At 52.2% G+C, this 16,443-nt stretch carries 16 protein-coding genes; 13 read left to right on the forward strand and 3 right to left on the reverse strand.

Annotated elements, in window-relative coordinates; all coding sequences use genetic code 11:
• The first annotated feature begins 89 nt into the window (after positions 1-89).
• A complete protein-coding gene (ilvC, locus tag SF3848; RefSeq protein NP_709579.2) occupies positions 90-1,565 on the forward strand; it encodes a ketol-acid reductoisomerase in 1,476 nt (491 codons plus the stop codon).
• Positions 1,566-1,610: 45 nt separating this feature from the next.
• Here ilvC and ppiC read toward each other — a convergent pair whose 3' ends face one another.
• Positions 1,611-1,892: a peptidyl-prolyl cis-trans isomerase C gene (gene ppiC / locus SF3850; protein ID NP_709580.1), complete on the reverse strand. Its 282-nt coding sequence runs from the start codon at positions 1,890-1,892 to the stop codon at positions 1,611-1,613.
• 86 nt (positions 1,893-1,978) lie between these two features.
• Here ppiC and rep point away from each other — a divergent pair, with 86 nt between their 5' ends.
• A complete protein-coding gene (rep, locus tag SF3851; RefSeq protein NP_709581.2) occupies positions 1,979-4,000 on the forward strand; it encodes an ATP-dependent DNA helicase Rep in 2,022 nt (673 codons plus the stop codon).
• A gap of 46 nt (positions 4,001-4,046) precedes the next feature.
• Here the strand turns inward: rep and gppA are convergent, their stop codons facing one another.
• The gene (gene gppA / locus SF3852) at positions 4,047-5,531 is read right to left on the reverse strand and encodes a guanosine pentaphosphate phosphohydrolase (protein NP_709582.2); all 1,485 of its coding nucleotides are present in this window, start codon (positions 5,529-5,531) and stop codon (positions 4,047-4,049) included.
• A 133-nt stretch (positions 5,532-5,664) separates the two neighbouring features.
• On the reverse strand, positions 5,665-6,930 hold the full coding sequence (gene rhlB, locus SF3853; protein ID NP_709583.1) for an ATP-dependent RNA helicase RhlB: 1,266 nt from the start codon (positions 6,928-6,930) through the stop codon (positions 5,665-5,667).
• 76 nt (positions 6,931-7,006) lie between these two features.
• Between rhlB and trxA the strand changes: the two genes are divergently transcribed.
• The 11 genes from trxA (at position 7,007) to wecD (ending at position 16,441) form a co-directional block, all read left to right on the forward strand.
• The gene (gene trxA, locus SF3854) at positions 7,007-7,390 is read left to right on the forward strand and encodes a thioredoxin (protein ID NP_709584.2); all 384 of its coding nucleotides are present in this window, start codon (positions 7,007-7,009) and stop codon (positions 7,388-7,390) included.
• Between the two features lie 140 nt (positions 7,391-7,530).
• The gene (gene rhoL, locus SF3855; protein ID NP_709585.1) at positions 7,531-7,632 is read left to right on the forward strand and encodes a rho operon leader peptide; all 102 of its coding nucleotides are present in this window, start codon (positions 7,531-7,533) and stop codon (positions 7,630-7,632) included.
• Positions 7,633-7,716: 84 nt separating this feature from the next.
• On the forward strand, positions 7,717-8,976 hold the full coding sequence (gene rho / locus SF3856) for a transcription termination factor Rho (RefSeq protein NP_709586.2): 1,260 nt from the start codon (positions 7,717-7,719) through the stop codon (positions 8,974-8,976).
• A 9-nt stretch (positions 8,977-8,985) separates the two neighbouring features.
• Positions 8,986-9,204, forward strand: a complete 219-nt coding sequence (locus SF3857) for a hypothetical protein (protein NP_709587.1) — start codon at positions 8,986-8,988, stop codon at positions 9,202-9,204.
• Positions 9,205-9,215: 11 nt separating this feature from the next.
• Positions 9,216-10,319 (forward strand): undecaprenyl-phosphate alpha-N-acetylglucosaminyl 1-phosphate transferase, encoded by a 1,104-nt coding sequence (rfe, locus tag SF3858; RefSeq protein ID NP_709588.1) that lies wholly within the window; start codon positions 9,216-9,218, stop codon positions 10,317-10,319.
• A gap of 11 nt (positions 10,320-10,330) precedes the next feature.
• Positions 10,331-11,377 carry a lipopolysaccharide biosynthesis protein WzzE gene (gene wzzE, locus SF3859; protein ID NP_709589.2) on the forward strand — a complete coding sequence of 349 codons (1,047 nt, stop codon included), beginning with the start codon at positions 10,331-10,333 and terminating at the stop codon, positions 11,375-11,377.
• A 13-nt stretch (positions 11,378-11,390) separates the two neighbouring features.
• Positions 11,391-12,563, forward strand: a complete 1,173-nt coding sequence (wecB, locus tag SF3860; protein NP_709590.1) for a UDP-N-acetyl glucosamine-2-epimerase — start codon at positions 11,391-11,393, stop codon at positions 12,561-12,563.
• Positions 12,560-13,822 carry a UDP-N-acetyl-D-mannosamine dehydrogenase gene (gene wecC, locus SF3861; RefSeq protein NP_709591.1) on the forward strand — a complete coding sequence of 421 codons (1,263 nt, stop codon included), beginning with the start codon at positions 12,560-12,562 and terminating at the stop codon, positions 13,820-13,822. Before wecB ends, wecC begins: the two co-directional genes overlap by 4 nt.
• Positions 13,822-14,889, forward strand: coding sequence for a dTDP-glucose 4,6-dehydratase (rffG, locus tag SF3862; RefSeq protein NP_709592.1), 1,068 nt, complete (start codon positions 13,822-13,824; stop codon positions 14,887-14,889). Before wecC ends, rffG begins: the two co-directional genes overlap by 1 nt.
• A gap of 18 nt (positions 14,890-14,907) precedes the next feature.
• Positions 14,908-15,789 (forward strand): glucose-1-phosphate thymidylyltransferase, encoded by an 882-nt coding sequence (gene rffH, locus SF3863; protein NP_709593.1) that lies wholly within the window; start codon positions 14,908-14,910, stop codon positions 15,787-15,789.
• A 106-nt stretch (positions 15,790-15,895) separates the two neighbouring features.
• A complete protein-coding gene (gene wecD / locus SF3864; protein ID NP_709594.2) occupies positions 15,896-16,441 on the forward strand; it encodes a TDP-fucosamine acetyltransferase in 546 nt (181 codons plus the stop codon).
• Positions 16,442-16,443 lie beyond the last annotated feature (2 nt).

Consider the following 16,443-nt stretch of genomic DNA (forward strand, 5'->3'; position numbering starts at 1 on the left):
TTTCCGCAATAAATTTCCTGTCATATAGTGAATTCAATCTCGCAAACGCGAACCGAACAATAAGAAGCACAACATCACGAGGAATCACCATGGCTAACTACTTCAATACACTGAATCTGCGTCAGCAGCTGGCACAGCTGGGCAAATGTCGCTTTATGGGGCGCGATGAATTCGCCGATGGCGCGAGCTACCTTCAGGGTAAAAAAGTAGTCATCGTCGGCTGTGGCGCACAAGGTCTGAACCAGGGTCTGAACATGCGTGATTCTGGTCTCGATATCTCCTACGCTCTGCGTAAAGAAGCGATTGCCGAGAAGCGCGCGTCCTGGCGTAAAGCGACCGAAAATGGTTTTAAAGTGGGTACTTACGAAGAACTGATCCCACAGGCGGATCTGGTGGTTAACCTGACGCCGGACAAGCAGCACTCTGATGTAGTGCGCACCGTACAGCCACTGATGAAAGACGGCGCGGCGCTGGGTTACTCGCACGGTTTCAACATCGTCGAAGTGGGCGAGCAGATCCGTAAAGACATCACCGTAGTCATGGTTGCGCCGAAATGCCCTGGCACCGAAGTGCGTGAAGAGTACAAACGTGGATTCGGCGTACCGACGCTGATTGCCGTTCACCCGGAAAACGATCCGAAAGGCGAAGGCATGGCGATCGCTAAAGCATGGGCGGCAGCAACCGGTGGTCACCGTGCGGGCGTGCTGGAATCGTCCTTCGTTGCGGAAGTGAAATCTGACCTGATGGGTGAGCAAACCATCCTGTGCGGTATGTTGCAGGCTGGCTCGCTGCTGTGCTTCGACAAGCTGGTGGAAGAGGGCACCGATCCGGCATACGCAGAAAAACTAATTCAGTTCGGTTGGGAAACCATCACCGAAGCGCTGAAGCAGGGCGGTATCACACTGATGATGGACCGTCTCTCTAACCCGGCGAAACTGCGTGCTTACGCGTTGTCTGAACAGCTGAAAGAGATCATGGCACCGCTGTTCCAGAAACATATGGACGACATCATCTCCGGCGAATTCTCCTCCGGTATGATGGCGGACTGGGCCAACGATGATAAGAAACTGCTGACCTGGCGTGAAGAGACCGGCAAAACCGCCTTCGAAACCGCGCCGCAGTATGAAGGCAAAATCGGCGAGCAGGAGTACTTCGATAAAGGCGTACTGATGATCGCGATGGTGAAAGCGGGCGTTGAACTGGCGTTCGAAACCATGGTTGATTCCGGCATCATCGAAGAATCTGCTTACTATGAATCACTGCACGAACTGCCGCTGATTGCCAACACCATCGTCCGTAAGCGTCTGTATGAAATGAACGTGGTTATCTCTGATACTGCCGAGTACGGTAACTATCTGTTCTCTTACGCTTGTGTGCCGCTGCTGAAACCGTTTATGGCAGAACTGCAACCGGGCGATTTGGGTAAAGCTATTCCGGAAGGTGCGGTAGATAACGCGCAGCTGCGTGATGTAAATGAAGCGATTCGCAGCCATGCGATTGAGCAAGTAGGTAAGAAACTGCGCGGCTATATGACGGATATGAAACGTATTGCTGTTGCGGGTTAATAGCGATTCAGAGTTCAAGGCCTTCTCCCGGAGAAGGCCTTGCTATTAGTTACGGTACAGCACCTTAATGATGTGGTAACCGAACTGGGTGTGCAGCGGGCCGGTTGGCTCCAGTACCGGACAAGAGAACACAACTTTATCGAACGCCGGAACCATCTGACCCTGGCGGAATTCACCTAAATCACCGCCGCGTTTGCCTGATGGGCAAATGGAGTGTTTCTTCGCCAGCTTGCCGAAATCGGCACCGTTCTTAATCTGCACGAGAAGATCCAGAGCCAGTTTCTCTTCTTTTACAAGGATATGCAGTGCTGCTGCTGTTTTTGCCATGATCGTGCCTTGAGTGGTAAGGATGAGGCTGGCTATACTACCACGCTGTTATTTTCCCCTCCCGACTTTCATTGAGCGATTTTCCTATGCGTCTAAACCCCGGCCAACAACAAGCTGTCGAATTCGTTACCGGCCCCTGCCTGGTGCTGGCGGGTGCGGGTTCCGGTAAAACTCGTGTTATCACCAATAAAATCGCCCATCTGATCCGCGGGTGCGGTTATCAGGCGCGACATATCGCGGCGGTGACCTTTACCAATAAGGCGGCGCGCGAGATGAAAGAGCGTGTCGGACAGACGCTGGGTCGCAAAGAGGCGCATGGGCTGATGATCTCAACCTTCCACACGCTGGGGCTGGATATCATCAAGCGTGAGTATGCGGCGCTGGGGATGAAGGCGAACTTTTCGCTGTTTGACGATACCGATCAGCTGGCGTTGCTCAAAGAGTTGACCGAAGGGCTGATTGAAGATGACAAAGTTCTCCTGCAACAGTTGATTTCGACCATCTCTAACTGGAAGAACGATCTCAAAACACCGTCCCAGGCGGCAGCCAGTGCGATTGGCGAGCGGGACCGTATTTTTGCCCATTGTTATGGGCTGTATGATGCACACCTGAAAGCCTGTAATGTGCTCGACTTCGATGATCTGATTTTATTGCCGACGCTACTTCTGCAACGCAATGAAGAAGTCCGCGAGCGCTGGCAGAACAAAATTCGCTACCTGCTGGTGGACGAATATCAGGACACCAACACCAGCCAGTATGAACTGGTGAAACTGCTGGTGGGCAGCCGCGCGCGCTTTACCGTGGTGGGTGACGATGACCAGTCGATCTACTCCTGGCGCGGCGCACGTCCGCAAAACCTGGTGCTGCTGAGCCAGGATTTTCCGGCGCTGAAGGTGATTAAGCTTGAGCAGAACTACCGCTCTTCCGGACGTATTTTGAAAGCGGCGAACATCCTGATCGCCAATAACCCGCACGTCTTTGAAAAGCGTCTGTTCTCCGAACTGGGTTACGGCACAGAGCTAAAAGTTTTAAGCGCGAATAACGAAGAACATGAAGCCGAGCGCGTCACTGGTGAACTGATTGCGCATCACTTCGTCAATAAAACGCAGTACAAAGATTACGCTATTCTTTATCGCGGTAACTATCAGTCGCGGGTGTTTGAAAAATTCCTGATGCAAAACCGCATCCCGTACAAAATTTCTGGTGGTACGTCGTTTTTCTCTCGTCCTGAAATCAAGGACTTGCTGGCTTATCTGCGCGTGCTGACTAACCCGGACGATGACAGCGCATTTCTGCGTATCGTTAACACGCCGAAGCGAGAGATTGGCCCGGCGACGCTGAAAAAGCTGGGTGAGTGGGCGATGACGCGCAATAAAAGCATGTTTACCGCCAGCTTTGATATGGGCCTGAGTCAGACGCTTAGCGGACGTGGTTATGAAGCATTGACCCGCTTCACTCACTGGTTGGCAGAAATCCAGCGTCTGGCGGAGCGGGAGCCGATTGCCGCGGTGCGCGATCTGATCCACGGCATGGATTATGAATCCTGGCTGTACGAAACATCGCCCAGCACGAAAGCTGCCGAAATGCGCATGAAGAACGTCAACCAACTGTTTAGCTGGATGACGGAGATGCTGGAAGGCAGCGAACTGGATGAGCCGATGACGCTCACCCAGGTGGTGACGCGCTTTACTTTACGCGACATGATGGAGCGTGGTGAGAGTGAAGAAGAGCTGGATCAGGTGCAACTGATGACTCTCCACGCGTCAAAAGGGCTGGAGTTTCCTTATGTCTACATGGTCGGTATGGAAGAAGGGTTTTTGCCGCACCAGAGCAGTATCGATGAAGATAATATCGATGAGGAGCGGCGGCTGGCCTATGTCGGCATTACCCGCGCCCAGAAGGAATTGACCTTTACGCTGTGTAAAGAACGCCGTCAGTACGGCGAACTGGTGCGCCCGGAGCCGAGCCGCTTTTTGCTGGAGCTGCCGCAGGATGATCTGATTTGGGAACAGGAGCGCAAAGTGGTCAGTGCCGAAGAACGGATGCAGAAAGGGCAAAGCCATCTGGCGAATCTGAAAGCGATGATGGCGGCAAAACGAGGGAAATAATCAAGGCCGGAGAAGATGCGTCAGCATCGCATCCGGCACTTACTCATTAATGCACTTCCAGCGGCCAGTGGACATAGCTCTGCCACTGGTTTTCCTGAGCAATAATCTCTTTACCCAGCGGATGTTGGGTTAGCCAACCTTGCGGAAGCGTCAAGGTCAACAGTTCATGGTTAGCCTGTAATGTCATCTCTGGCACGAGATCGTCACGGCGACGGCTGGCAAAAATGATAGCCAGGCGGAGTAAACGGCAGAGTTGTTCTGCGACGCGCGGTGGTACGGCATTTTGCTGATGCAGCGATGAGAGATCGACCGGGTTAGTCTGGTTGAGCAGTAGCGTCGCCAGCAGTTTCTTCTGTGCGGGGGTAAAACCGGGAAGATCCAGGTTACGCACCAGATAAGCAGCGTGTTGCGGAGCTTGTTTGAAGTCAACGCTCAGGCCGATTTCATGAAGCTGACAGGCGCTGATGAGCAAATCGCGGCTTATTGCTTCAAGATGCCATTCGTTTTCCACCTGATCGAAGAAGTTAGCCGCAACTTTGGCTACGCGCTGTGCCTGATCAATATCGATCATAAAGCGGCGTTGAATATTACGCAGTGTACGGCTGCGAATATCCTGCTCGACGGCCAGATGCAACATGCCGTAGACCAGGCCTTCACGCAGCGCACCGCCCGCCAGGGTCATACACTGAATATTCAGTTCGGTAAAAATGGCGATCAGGATCGCCAGACCACTCGGGAACACTAATGCACGTTCCAGCGTCAGCCCGTCAATCTCCAGTTCCTCCAGCCGACCGCAATGAATGGCTCGCTGTTTCAATTGCTGCAACTTTTCCAGGGTAATGCGTTCATCCATCCCCTGTGCCATCATGATTTCCTGTAACGCCTGCACGGTGCCGGAAGCACCAACGCACACTTTCCAGCCGTGATACCGTAATTCATCGGCAACCGGACGTAACACTTCGCGTGCCGCTTTTTCTGCAGCATCAAAATTTTCTTGCCCCAGATTACGATCGGCAAAATAGCGTTCCAGCCAGGTGACGCAGCCCATCGACAGGCTGAACAACGAGGTGGTTTGTGCACCCGTGCCGGTTACCAGTTCAGTACTGGCACCGCCTATATCCACCACCAGGCGCTGATCGGCACCACCAGTGGTGTGAGCAACGCCCTGATAAATCAGACGCGCTTCCTCTTCACCGCTGATCACCTGTACCGGACAACCGAGGATTTCCTGCGCTTTGGCAATAAAATCACCCGCATTGACGGCAAGTCGTAATGTCGCCGTAGCGACAACGCGAATTTGCGAGGGAGGGATATCTTGCAGACGTTCAGCAAACAGGCGCAGACATTGCCAACCGCGCTCCATTGCTTCATTAGAGAGGTCATTTTCGCTATTCAGGCCAGCAGCCAGACGCACTTTGCGTTTAATTCGCGTCAGCGTCTGGATGCTTCCAGCCACCTCGCGCACAACCAGCATATGAAAACTATTCGAACCGAGATCAATGGCTGCATACAGCGACGAGGTGGAACCCATACTCTTCATCCTTCAATCTGTCTCTGTGTTGGCTGCATTCTTTCACCCGAATCACTTACTACAGTAAGCTCATCGGGATTCATTCTCTTGCCATCTTGATACAGTTTGAATGATTTTGAGTATGACATTTTATTTAACCTGAACGACGACGATTACGCGGAGCGCCAGTACGACGCGGACCATTGCCTGTGCGCGGGCGCGTGAGGCGCAGCGGTTTTGGCAGATCGGTCATCAATGCGTCCGGATTGTATTTGCTTACCGGAATTGAGTGACCAATATAGGTCTCAATAGCAGGCAAATTCAATGCATACTCTTCACACGCCAGGCTGATAGAGTGACCGCTTGCGCCTGCGCGACCTGTACGACCAATACGGTGAACGTAATCTTCACAGTCATCGGGTAAATCGTAGTTAAAGACGTGCGTCACTGCCGGAATATGCAAACCACGCGCGGCAACGTCGGTGGCAACCAGAATATCCAGATCGCCACGGGTAAATTCATCAAGAATACGCAGACGTTTTTTCTGCGCGACATCGCCTGTCAACAAACCGACACGATGACCATCTGCCGCCAGGTGGCCCCAGATCTCTTCACAACGGTGTTTGGTATTGGCGAAAATAATCGCTCTGTCTGGCCACTCTTCTTCGATCAGCGTTTGCAGCAAACGCATTTTTTCTTCGTTAGAAGGGTAGAAAAGCTCTTCTTTAATACGGTGGCCCGTTTTCTGTTCCGGTTCCACTTCAATATATTCGGCATTGTTCATCTGCTCGAACGCCAGTTCACGTACCCGGTACGAAAGCGTGGCGGAGAACAGCATGTTGAGGCGCTGATTTGCAGGCGGCATACGGCGGAACAGCCAGCGGATATCTTTAATAAAGCCTAGATCGTACATGCGATCGGCTTCGTCCAGTACCACTACCTGAATGGCACCGAGGTTAATGTGGTTCTGCTTGGCGTAGTCAATTAAACGACCCGTGGTGCCAATCAGAATGTCAACGCCGCTTTCCAGCACTTTCAGCTGTTTGTCATAGCCATCACCACCGTAAGCCAGGCCCAGCTTCAGGCCGGTAGCTTCCGCCAGCGGTTCCGCGTCGGCGTGGATCTGCACGGCAAGTTCACGCGTCGGTGCCATAATTAAGGCACGCGGTTGATTCACCTTGCGATCGGCAATCGCAGGATGAGAGAGAAGATAATGAAACGTTGACGTAAGAAACGCCATCGTTTTCCCGGTACCGGTTTGCGCCTGCCCGGCTACGTCACGACCCGCCAGCGTCAGCGGAAGGGCCAGTGCCTGAATGGGCGTACAGTTATGAAACCCTTTTTTTTCAAGGGCTTCTACAACCTTCGGATGCAGGGCGAAGTCGGAAAACTTCTGTTCTGTTAAATGTGTTTTGCTCATAGTGTGGTAGAATATCAGCTTACTATTGCTTTACGAAAGCGTATCCGGTGAAATAAAGTCAACCTTTAGTTGGTTAATGTTACACCAACAACGAAACCAACACGCCAGGCTTATTCCTGTGGAGTTATATATGAGCGATAAAATTATTCACCTGACTGACGACAGTTTTGACACGGATGTACTCAAAGCGGACGGGGCGATCCTCGTCGATTTCTGGGCAGAGTGGTGCGGTCCGTGCAAAATGATCGCCCCGATTCTGGATGAAATCGCTGACGAATATCAGGGCAAACTGACCGTTGCAAAACTGAACATCGATCAAAACCCTGGCACTGCGCCGAAATATGGCATCCGTGGTATCCCGACTCTGCTGCTGTTCAAAAACGGTGAAGTGGCGGCAACCAAAGTGGGCGCACTGTCTAAAGGTCAGTTGAAAGAGTTCCTCGACGCTAACCTGGCGTAAGGGAATTTCATGTTCGGGTGCCCCGTCGCTAAAAACTGGACGCCCGGCGTGAGTCATGCTAACTTAGTGTTGACTTCGTATTAAACATACCTTATTAAGTTTGAATCTTGTAATTTCCAACGCTTCCCGTTTTATCTTAAATGCGAAGTGAACAGATTTCTGGCTCGTCACTCAATCCGTCTTGTCGTTTCAGTTCTGCGTACTCTCCTGTGACCAGGCAGCGAAAAGACATGAGTCGATGACCGTAAACAGGCATGGATGATCCTGCCATACCATTCACAACATTAAGTTCGAGATTTACCCCAAGTTTAAGAACTCACACCACTATGAATCTTACCGAATTAAAGAATACGCCGGTTTCTGAGCTGATCACTCTCGGCGAAAATATGGGGCTGGAAAACCTGGCTCGCATGCGTAAGCAGGACATTATTTTTGCCATCCTGAAGCAGCACGCAAAGAGTGGCGAAGATATCTTTGGTGATGGCGTACTGGAGATATTGCAGGATGGATTTGGTTTCCTCCGTTCCGCAGACAGCTCCTACCTCGCCGGTCCTGATGACATCTACGTTTCCCCTAGCCAAATCCGCCGTTTCAACCTCCGCACTGGTGATACCATCTCTGGTAAGATTCGCCCGCCGAAAGAAGGTGAACGCTATTTTGCGCTGCTGAAAGTTAACGAAGTTAACTTCGACAAACCTGAAAACGCCCGCAACAAAATCCTCTTTGAGAACTTAACCCCGCTGCACGCAAACTCTCGTCTGCGTATGGAACGTGGTAACGGTTCTACTGAAGATTTAACTGCTCGCGTACTGGATCTGGCATCACCTATCGGTCGTGGTCAGCGTGGTCTGATTGTGGCACCGCCGAAAGCCGGTAAAACTATGCTGCTGCAGAACATTGCTCAGAGCATTGCTTACAACCACCCGGATTGTGTGCTGATGGTTCTGCTGATCGACGAACGTCCGGAAGAAGTAACCGAGATGCAGCGTCTGGTAAAAGGTGAAGTTGTTGCTTCTACCTTTGACGAACCCGCATCTCGCCACGTTCAGGTTGCGGAAATGGTGATCGAGAAGGCCAAACGCCTGGTTGAGCACAAGAAAGACGTTATCATTCTGCTCGACTCCATCACTCGTCTGGCGCGCGCTTACAACACTGTTGTTCCGGCGTCAGGTAAAGTGTTGACCGGTGGTGTGGACGCCAATGCCCTTCATCGTCCGAAACGCTTCTTTGGTGCGGCGCGTAACGTGGAAGAGGGCGGCAGCCTGACCATTATCGCGACGGCGCTTATCGATACCGGTTCTAAAATGGACGAAGTTATTTACGAAGAGTTTAAAGGTACAGGCAACATGGAACTGCACCTCTCTCGTAAGATCGCTGAAAAACGCGTCTTCCCGGCTATCGACTACAACCGTTCCGGTACCCGTAAAGAAGAGCTGCTCACGACTCAGGAAGAACTGCAGAAAATGTGGATCCTGCGCAAAATCATTCACCCGATGGGCGAAATCGATGCAATGGAATTCCTCATTAATAAACTGGCCATGACCAAGACCAATGACGATTTCTTCGAAATGATGAAACGCTCATAAATTTGTCTTATGCCAAAAACGCCACGTGTTTACGTGGCGTTTTGCTTTTATATCTGTAATCTTAATGTCGCGCTGGCGATGTTAGGAAAATTCCTGGAATTTGCTGGCATGTTATGCAATTTGCATATCAAATGGTTGATTTTTGCACAGGGCTGGTGGGTTCGGAACGGACTTTCCCTTCTGAATAAAGGTCTTCGTGGTTATACTTCTGCTAATAATTTTCTCTGAGAGCATGCATTGTGAATTTACTGACAGTGAGTACTGATCTCATCAGTATTTTTTTATTCACGACACTGTTTCTGTTTTTTGCCCGTAAGGTGGCAAAAAAAGTCGGTTTAGTGGATAAACCAAACTTCCGCAAACGTCACCAGGGATTGATACCTCTCGTTGGGGGGATTTCGGTTTACGCAGGGATTTGCTTCACGTTCGGAATTGTCGATTACTATATTCCGCATGCATCTCTCTATCTCGCTTGTGCCGGTGTGCTTGTTTTCATTGGCGCGCTGGATGATCGTTTTGATATCAGCGTAAAAATCCGTGCCACCATACAGGCCGCTGTTGGCATTGTTATGATGGTGTTCGGCAAACTTTATCTCAGTAGCCTGGGTTATATCTTTGGCTCCTGGGAGATGGTGCTCGGACCGTTTGGTTACTTCCTGACGCTATTTGCCGTCTGGGCGGCCATTAATGCGTTCAACATGGTTGATGGCATTGATGGCTTGCTGGGCGGGTTGTCCTGCGTCTCGTTTGCAGCAATCGGTATGATTTTGTGGTTCGACGGGCAAACCAGCCTCGCAATCTGGTGCTTTGCGATGATCGCCGCCATCCTGCCATACATCATGCTTAACCTTGGTATCCTGGGTCGCCGCTACAAAGTCTTTATGGGTGATGCGGGCAGTACGCTGATTGGTTTTACCGTTATCTGGATCCTGCTCGAAACGACCCAGGGCAAAACCCATCCCATCAGCCCGGTTACCGCTTTGTGGATAATCGCCATTCCGCTAATGGATATGGTGGCGATTATGTACCGTCGCCTGCGTAAAGGCATGAGCCCATTCTCTCCTGACCGTCAGCATATTCACCATTTGATCATGCGTGCCGGGTTTACTTCCCGTCAGGCGTTTGTGCTGATTACCCTTGCCGCAGCACTGCTCGCTTCCATTGGCGTGCTGGCAGAATATTCTCATTTTGTCCCGGAGTGGGTCATGCTGGTGCTCTTTTTGCTAGCATTCTTCCTCTATGGATATTGCATTAAGCGTGCCTGGAAAGTTGCTCGCTTTATTAAGCGCGTAAAACGCAGACTGCGTAGAAATCGTGGTGGCAGCCCCAATTTAACCAAATAAATGAGGATGTGATGACACAACCAATGCCTGGGAAACCGGCCGAAGACGCTGAAAATGAACTGGATATTCGTGGGTTGTTTCGTACCTTGTGGGCTGGGAAGCTATGGATTATTGGCATGGGGCTGGCGTTTGCGTTAATCGCGCTGGCGTATACTTTTTTTGCTCGTCAGGAGTGGAGCTCGACGGCGATTACCGATCGTCCAACGGTGAATATGCTGGGGGGATATTACTCGCAGCAGCAATTTTTGCGTAACCTGGATGTCCGTTCAAACATGGCTTCTGCCGATCAACCATCGGTCATGGACGAAGCCTATAAAGAGTTTGTTATGCAACTGGCCTCGTGGGATACCCGCAGAGAGTTCTGGCTGCAAACCGACTATTACAAACAGCGGATGGTGGGCAACAGCAAAGCCGATGCGGCGTTGCTGGATGAAATGATTAACAACATCCAGTTTATCCCCGGAGACTTTACTCGCGCGGTCAATGACAGCGTGAAGCTTATTGCCGAAACCGCGCCTGACGCTAATAACCTGTTACGTCAGTATGTTGCTTTTGCCAGCCAGCGTGCAGCCAGCCATCTGAATGATGAGCTGAAAGGCGCATGGGCGGCACGCACCATCCAGATGAAAGCTCAGGTGAAGCGTCAGGAAGAGGTGGCGAAAGCCATCTACGACCGCCGGATGAACAGTATTGAGCAGGCGCTGAAAATTGCTGAGCAGCATAATATTTCGCGCAGTGCGACAGATGTGCCTGCCGAGGAATTACCTGATTCAGAAATGTTCCTGCTTGGGCGTCCAATGCTCCAGGCTCGACTGGAAAATTTACAGGCCGTCGGTCCGGCCTTTGATCTCGACTATGATCAGAATCGAGCCATGTTAAACACCCTGAATGTTGGTCCAACCCTGGATCCGCGTTTTCAGACCTATCGCTATTTGCGTACGCCGGAAGAACCGGTAAAACGCGATAGCCCACGTCGTGCCTTCCTGATGATTATGTGGGGCATTGTCGGGGGGCTGATCGGGGCTGGTGTCGCATTAACCCGCCGTTGCTCGAAATAGCAACACTGCTGCGGTGAGCGCAAAGGCGCTCGCCGCTTATTCGAAGAGAATCGATGTGAAAGTACTGACTGTATTTGGTACGCGCCCGGAAGCCATCAAGATGGCTCCGTTGGTGCATGCGTTGGCAAAAGATCCTTTTTTTGAGGCTAAAGTTTGCGTCACTGCGCAGCATCGGGAGATGCTTGATCAGGTACTGAAACTCTTTTCCATTGTACCTGACTACGATCTCAACATAATGCAGCCAGGACAGGGCCTGACAGAGATAACCTGTCGGATTCTGGAAGGGCTAAAACCTATTCTTGCCGAGTTCAAACCAGACGTCGTGCTGGTTCACGGCGATACGACGACGACGCTGGCAACCAGCCTGGCGGCGTTTTATCAGCGTATTCCTGTTGGTCACGTTGAGGCTGGTCTGCGCACGGGCGCTCTCTATTCGCCGTGGCCGGAAGAGGCTAACCGTACATTGACCGGGCATCTGGCGATGTATCACTTCTCTCCAACCGAAACTTCCCGGCAAAACTTGCTGCGTGAAAACGTTGCGGATAGCCGAATCTTCATTACCGGTAATACAGTCATTGATGCACTGTTATGGGTGCGTGACCAGGTGATGAGCAGCGACACGCTGCGTTCAGAACTGGCGGCAAATTACCCGTTTATCGCCCCCGATAAAAAGATGATTCTGGTGACCGGTCATAGGCGTGAGAGTTTCGGTCGTGGCTTTGAAGAAATCTGCCACGCGCTGGCAGACATCGCCACCACGCACCAGGACATCCAGATTGTCTATCCGGTGCATCTCAACCCGAACGTCAGAGAGCCGGTCAATCGCATTCTGGGGCATGTGAAAAATGTCATTCTGATCGATCCCCAGGAGTATTTACCGTTTGTCTGGCTGATGAACCACGCCTGGCTGATTTTGACTGACTCAGGCGGCATTCAGGAAGAAGCGCCTTCGCTGGGGAAACCGGTGCTGGTGATGCGCGATACCACTGAGCGTCCGGAAGCGGTGACGGCGGGTACGGTGCGTCTGGTAGGCACGGATAAGCAGCGAATTGTCGAGGAAGTGACGCGTCTTTTAAAAGACGAAAACGAATATCAAGCTATGAGCCGCGCCCATAACCCGTATGGTGATGGTCAGGCATGCTCTCGCATTCTGGAAGCGTTAAAAAATAATCGGATATCACTATGAGTTTTGCGACCATTTCTGTTATCGGACTGGGTTACATCGGGCTGCCTACAGCAGCAGCGTTTGCCTCACGGCAAAAACAGGTGATTGGTGTCGATATCAACCAACACGCGGTTGATACCATCAATCGTGGCGAAATCCATATCGTCGAGCCTGATTTGGCGAGCGTAGTAAAAACTGCCGTAGAAGGCGGTTTTTTACGAGCGAGCACGACGCCAGTTGAAGCGGATGCCTGGCTGATTGCTGTACCTACGCCGTTTAAAGGCGATCATGAGCCAGATATGACCTACGTTGAATCGGCTGCTCGCTCCATTGCGCCAGTGCTGAAAAAAGGCGCGCTGGTGATCCTTGAATCCACCTCGCCGGTGGGGTCAACCGAGAAGATGGCAGAATGGTTAGCAGAGATGCGCCCGGATCTGACTTTCCCACAGCAGGTGGGCGAGCAGGCGGACGTCAACATTGCTTACTGCCCGGAACGTGTATTACCGGGCCAGGTTATGGTCGAGCTGATTAAAAACGATCGCGTGATTGGTGGTATGACGCCGGTTTGTTCGGCCCGCGCCAGCGAATTGTACAAAATTTTCCTCGAAGGTGAGTGTGTCGTCACTAACTCGCGGACGGCGGAAATGTGTAAGCTCACCGAAAACAGCTTCCGCGATGTGAATATCGCTTTTGCTAATGAATTGTCGCTGATTTGTGCCGATCAGGGGATTAACGTCTGGGAACTGATTCGCCTGGCGAATCGTCACCCTCGCGTTAATATTCTTCAGCCTGGCCCTGGCGTGGGCGGTCACTGCATTGCTGTTGATCCGTGGTTTATCGTGGCACAGAACCCCCAGCAGGCGCGGCTTATCCGTACCGCGCGCGAAGTTAACGATCACAAACCGTTCTGGGTTATCGATCAGGTGAAAGCGGCGGTTGCCGACTGCCTTGCTGCTACCGATAAACGAGCCAGTGAACTGAAAATCGCCTGCTTTGGTCTGGCGTTTAAACCGAATATTGATGACCTGCGCGAAAGCCCGGCGATGGAAATCGCTGAACTGATCGCCCAGTGGCACAGCGGCGAAACGCTGGTTGTTGAGCCTAACATCCACCAGTTGCCGAAAAAACTGACCGGGCTTTGTACTCTGGCGCAGCTTGACGAGGCGCTGGCAACGGCAGACGTGCTGGTGATGCTGGTCGATCATAGTCAGTTCAAAGTTATCAATGGCGACAATGTCCATCAGCAGTATGTCGTCGATGCCAAAGGAGTCTGGCGCTGATGAGAAAAATTCTGATAACAGGTGGTGCCGGGTTTATTGGCTCGGCGCTGGTGCGTTATATCATCAACGAAACGAGCGATGCGGTGGTAGTGGTCGATAAGCTGACCTACGCCGGAAACCTGATGTCGCTGGCACCGGTCGCGCAAAGCGAGCGCTTTGCCTTTGAGAAAGTTGATATCTGCGATCGGGCAGAACTGGCACGCGTATTCACTGAGCATCAGCCAGACTGTGTCATGCATCTGGCAGCCGAAAGCCATGTTGACCGTTCTATTGACGGCCCGGCAGCGTTTATTGAAACCAACATTGTCGGGACTTATACATTGCTTGAAGCGGCGCGGGCTTACTGGAATACGCTGACGGAAGATAAAAAATCAGCGTTCCGTTTTCATCATATCTCCACCGACGAAGTATATGGTGACCTGCACTCGACGGATGATTTCTTCACCGAAACCACGCCGTATGCGCCGAGTAGCCCTTATTCCGCGTCAAAAGCCAGCAGCGACCATCTGGTGCGCGCCTGGCTGCGGACCTACGGTCTGCCGACGCTGATCACCAACTGCTCGAATAACTACGGTCCTTACCACTTTCCGGAAAAACTGATCCCGCTGATGATCCTCAACGCGCTGGCGGGTAAACCGCTGCCGGTATATGGCAACGGGCAGCAAATCCGTGACTGGCTGTATGTGGAAGATCACGCCCGCGCGCTGTATTGCGTGGCGACCACCGGGAAAGTCGGTGAAACCTATAATATTGGTGGTCACAACGAGCGTAAGAATCTCGATGTTGTGGAAACCATTTGCGAGCTGCTGGAAGAACTGGCTTCGAACAAGCCGCACGGCGTGGCGTACTATCGTGACCTGATCACCTTTGTCGCTGACCGTCCGGGGCATGATCTGCGTTATGCCATTGATGCTTCGAAAATTGCCCGTGAACTTGGCTGGCTGCCGCAGGAAACCTTTGAAAGTGGAATGCGTAAAACGGTTCAGTGGTATCTGGCTAATGAAAGCTGGTGGAAGCAGGTGCAGGACGGCAGCTATCAGGGTGAGCGTTTAGGTCTGAAAGGCTAATTTTCAGCGGAGGCAAACATGAAGGGTATTATCCTGGCGGGCGGTTCCGGTACCCGATTGCATCCGATTACGCGCGGCGTATCGAAGCAACTGTTGCCGATTTACGATAAGCCAATGATTTACTATCCGCTGTCGGTGCTGATGCTGGCCGGTATCCGCGAAATTCTCATCATCACTACGCCGGAAGATAAAGGTTATTTCCAGCGCCTGCTGGGCGATGGTAGTGAGTTCGGTATCCAGCTGGAATATGCCGAACAGCCCAGCCCGGACGGTCTGGCGCAGGCCTTTATCATCGGTGAAACCTTCCTTAATGGTGAACCTTCTTGTCTGGTGCTGGGCGATAACATCTTCTTCGGTCAGGGCTTCAGTCCGAAGCTGCGTCATGTTGCGGCGCGCACGGAAGGGGCGACGGTTTTTGGCTATCAGGTGATGGACCCGGAACGCTTTGGCGTGGTGGAATTTGACGACAATTTCCGCGCTATCTCGCTTGAAGAAAAGCCAAAACAGCCGAAGTCAAACTGGGCGGTGACCGGGCTTTATTTCTACGACAGTAAAGTCGTGGAGTACGCAAAGCAGGTGAAGCCGTCGGAGCGCGGTGAACTGGAGATTACCTCCATCAACCAGATGTACCTCGAGGCGGGCAACCTGACCGTTGAACTGCTCGGGCGCGGATTTGCCTGGCTGGATACCGGCACTCACGACAGCCTGATTGAGGCCAGCACTTTTGTGCAGACAGTAGAAAAACGCCAGGGCTTTAAGATTGCCTGCCTGGAAGAGATCGCCTGGCGTAACGGCTGGCTCGATGACGAGGGTGTGAAGCGTGCTGCCAGTTCATTAGCGAAAACTGGCTACGGCCAATATCTGCTGGAGTTACTTCGTGCCCGTCCGCGCCAGTATTGAGCCACTAACCTGGGAAAACGCCTTCTTTGGTGTTAACAGCGCCATCGTGCGCATTACGTCTGAAGCACCGCTCCTGACGTCAGACGCCTTAGCGCCATGGTCACGGGTGCAGGCCAAAATTGCGGCATCAAATACGGGGGAACTGGATGCCCTGCAACAGCTGGGATTCTCCCTGGTAGAAGGTGAAGTTGATTTGGCGCTACCCGTGAACAATGTCAGTGATAGCGGTGCTGTCGTGGCACAAGAGACCGATATTCCCGCATTACGTCAGTTAGCTAGCGCCGCATTTGCGCAAAGCCGTTTTCGTGCGCCGTGGTATGCGCCTGACGCCAGCGGTCGCTTTTATGCACAGTGGATTGAAAATGCCGTGCGCGGCACCTTTGATCATCAATGTCTGATTCTACGTGCGGCGTCCGGCGATATTCGCGGCTATGTCTCTTTACGGGAACTCAATGCGACAGATGCGCGAATTGGCCTGCTGGCTGGACGCGGTGCAGGTGCTGAGCTGATGCAAACGGCGCTAAACTGGGCGTATGCTCGCGGTAAAACAACTTTGCGGGTGGCGACCCAAATGGGCAACACCGCCGCGCTTAAACGATACATACAAAGTGGTGCGAATGTAGAAAGCACCGCGTACTGGTTATACAGGTGATC

It is taken from the genome of Shigella flexneri 2a str. 301 (assembly GCF_000006925.2).
In the GTDB taxonomy this organism is placed as follows: domain Bacteria; phylum Pseudomonadota; class Gammaproteobacteria; order Enterobacterales; family Enterobacteriaceae; genus ECMA0423.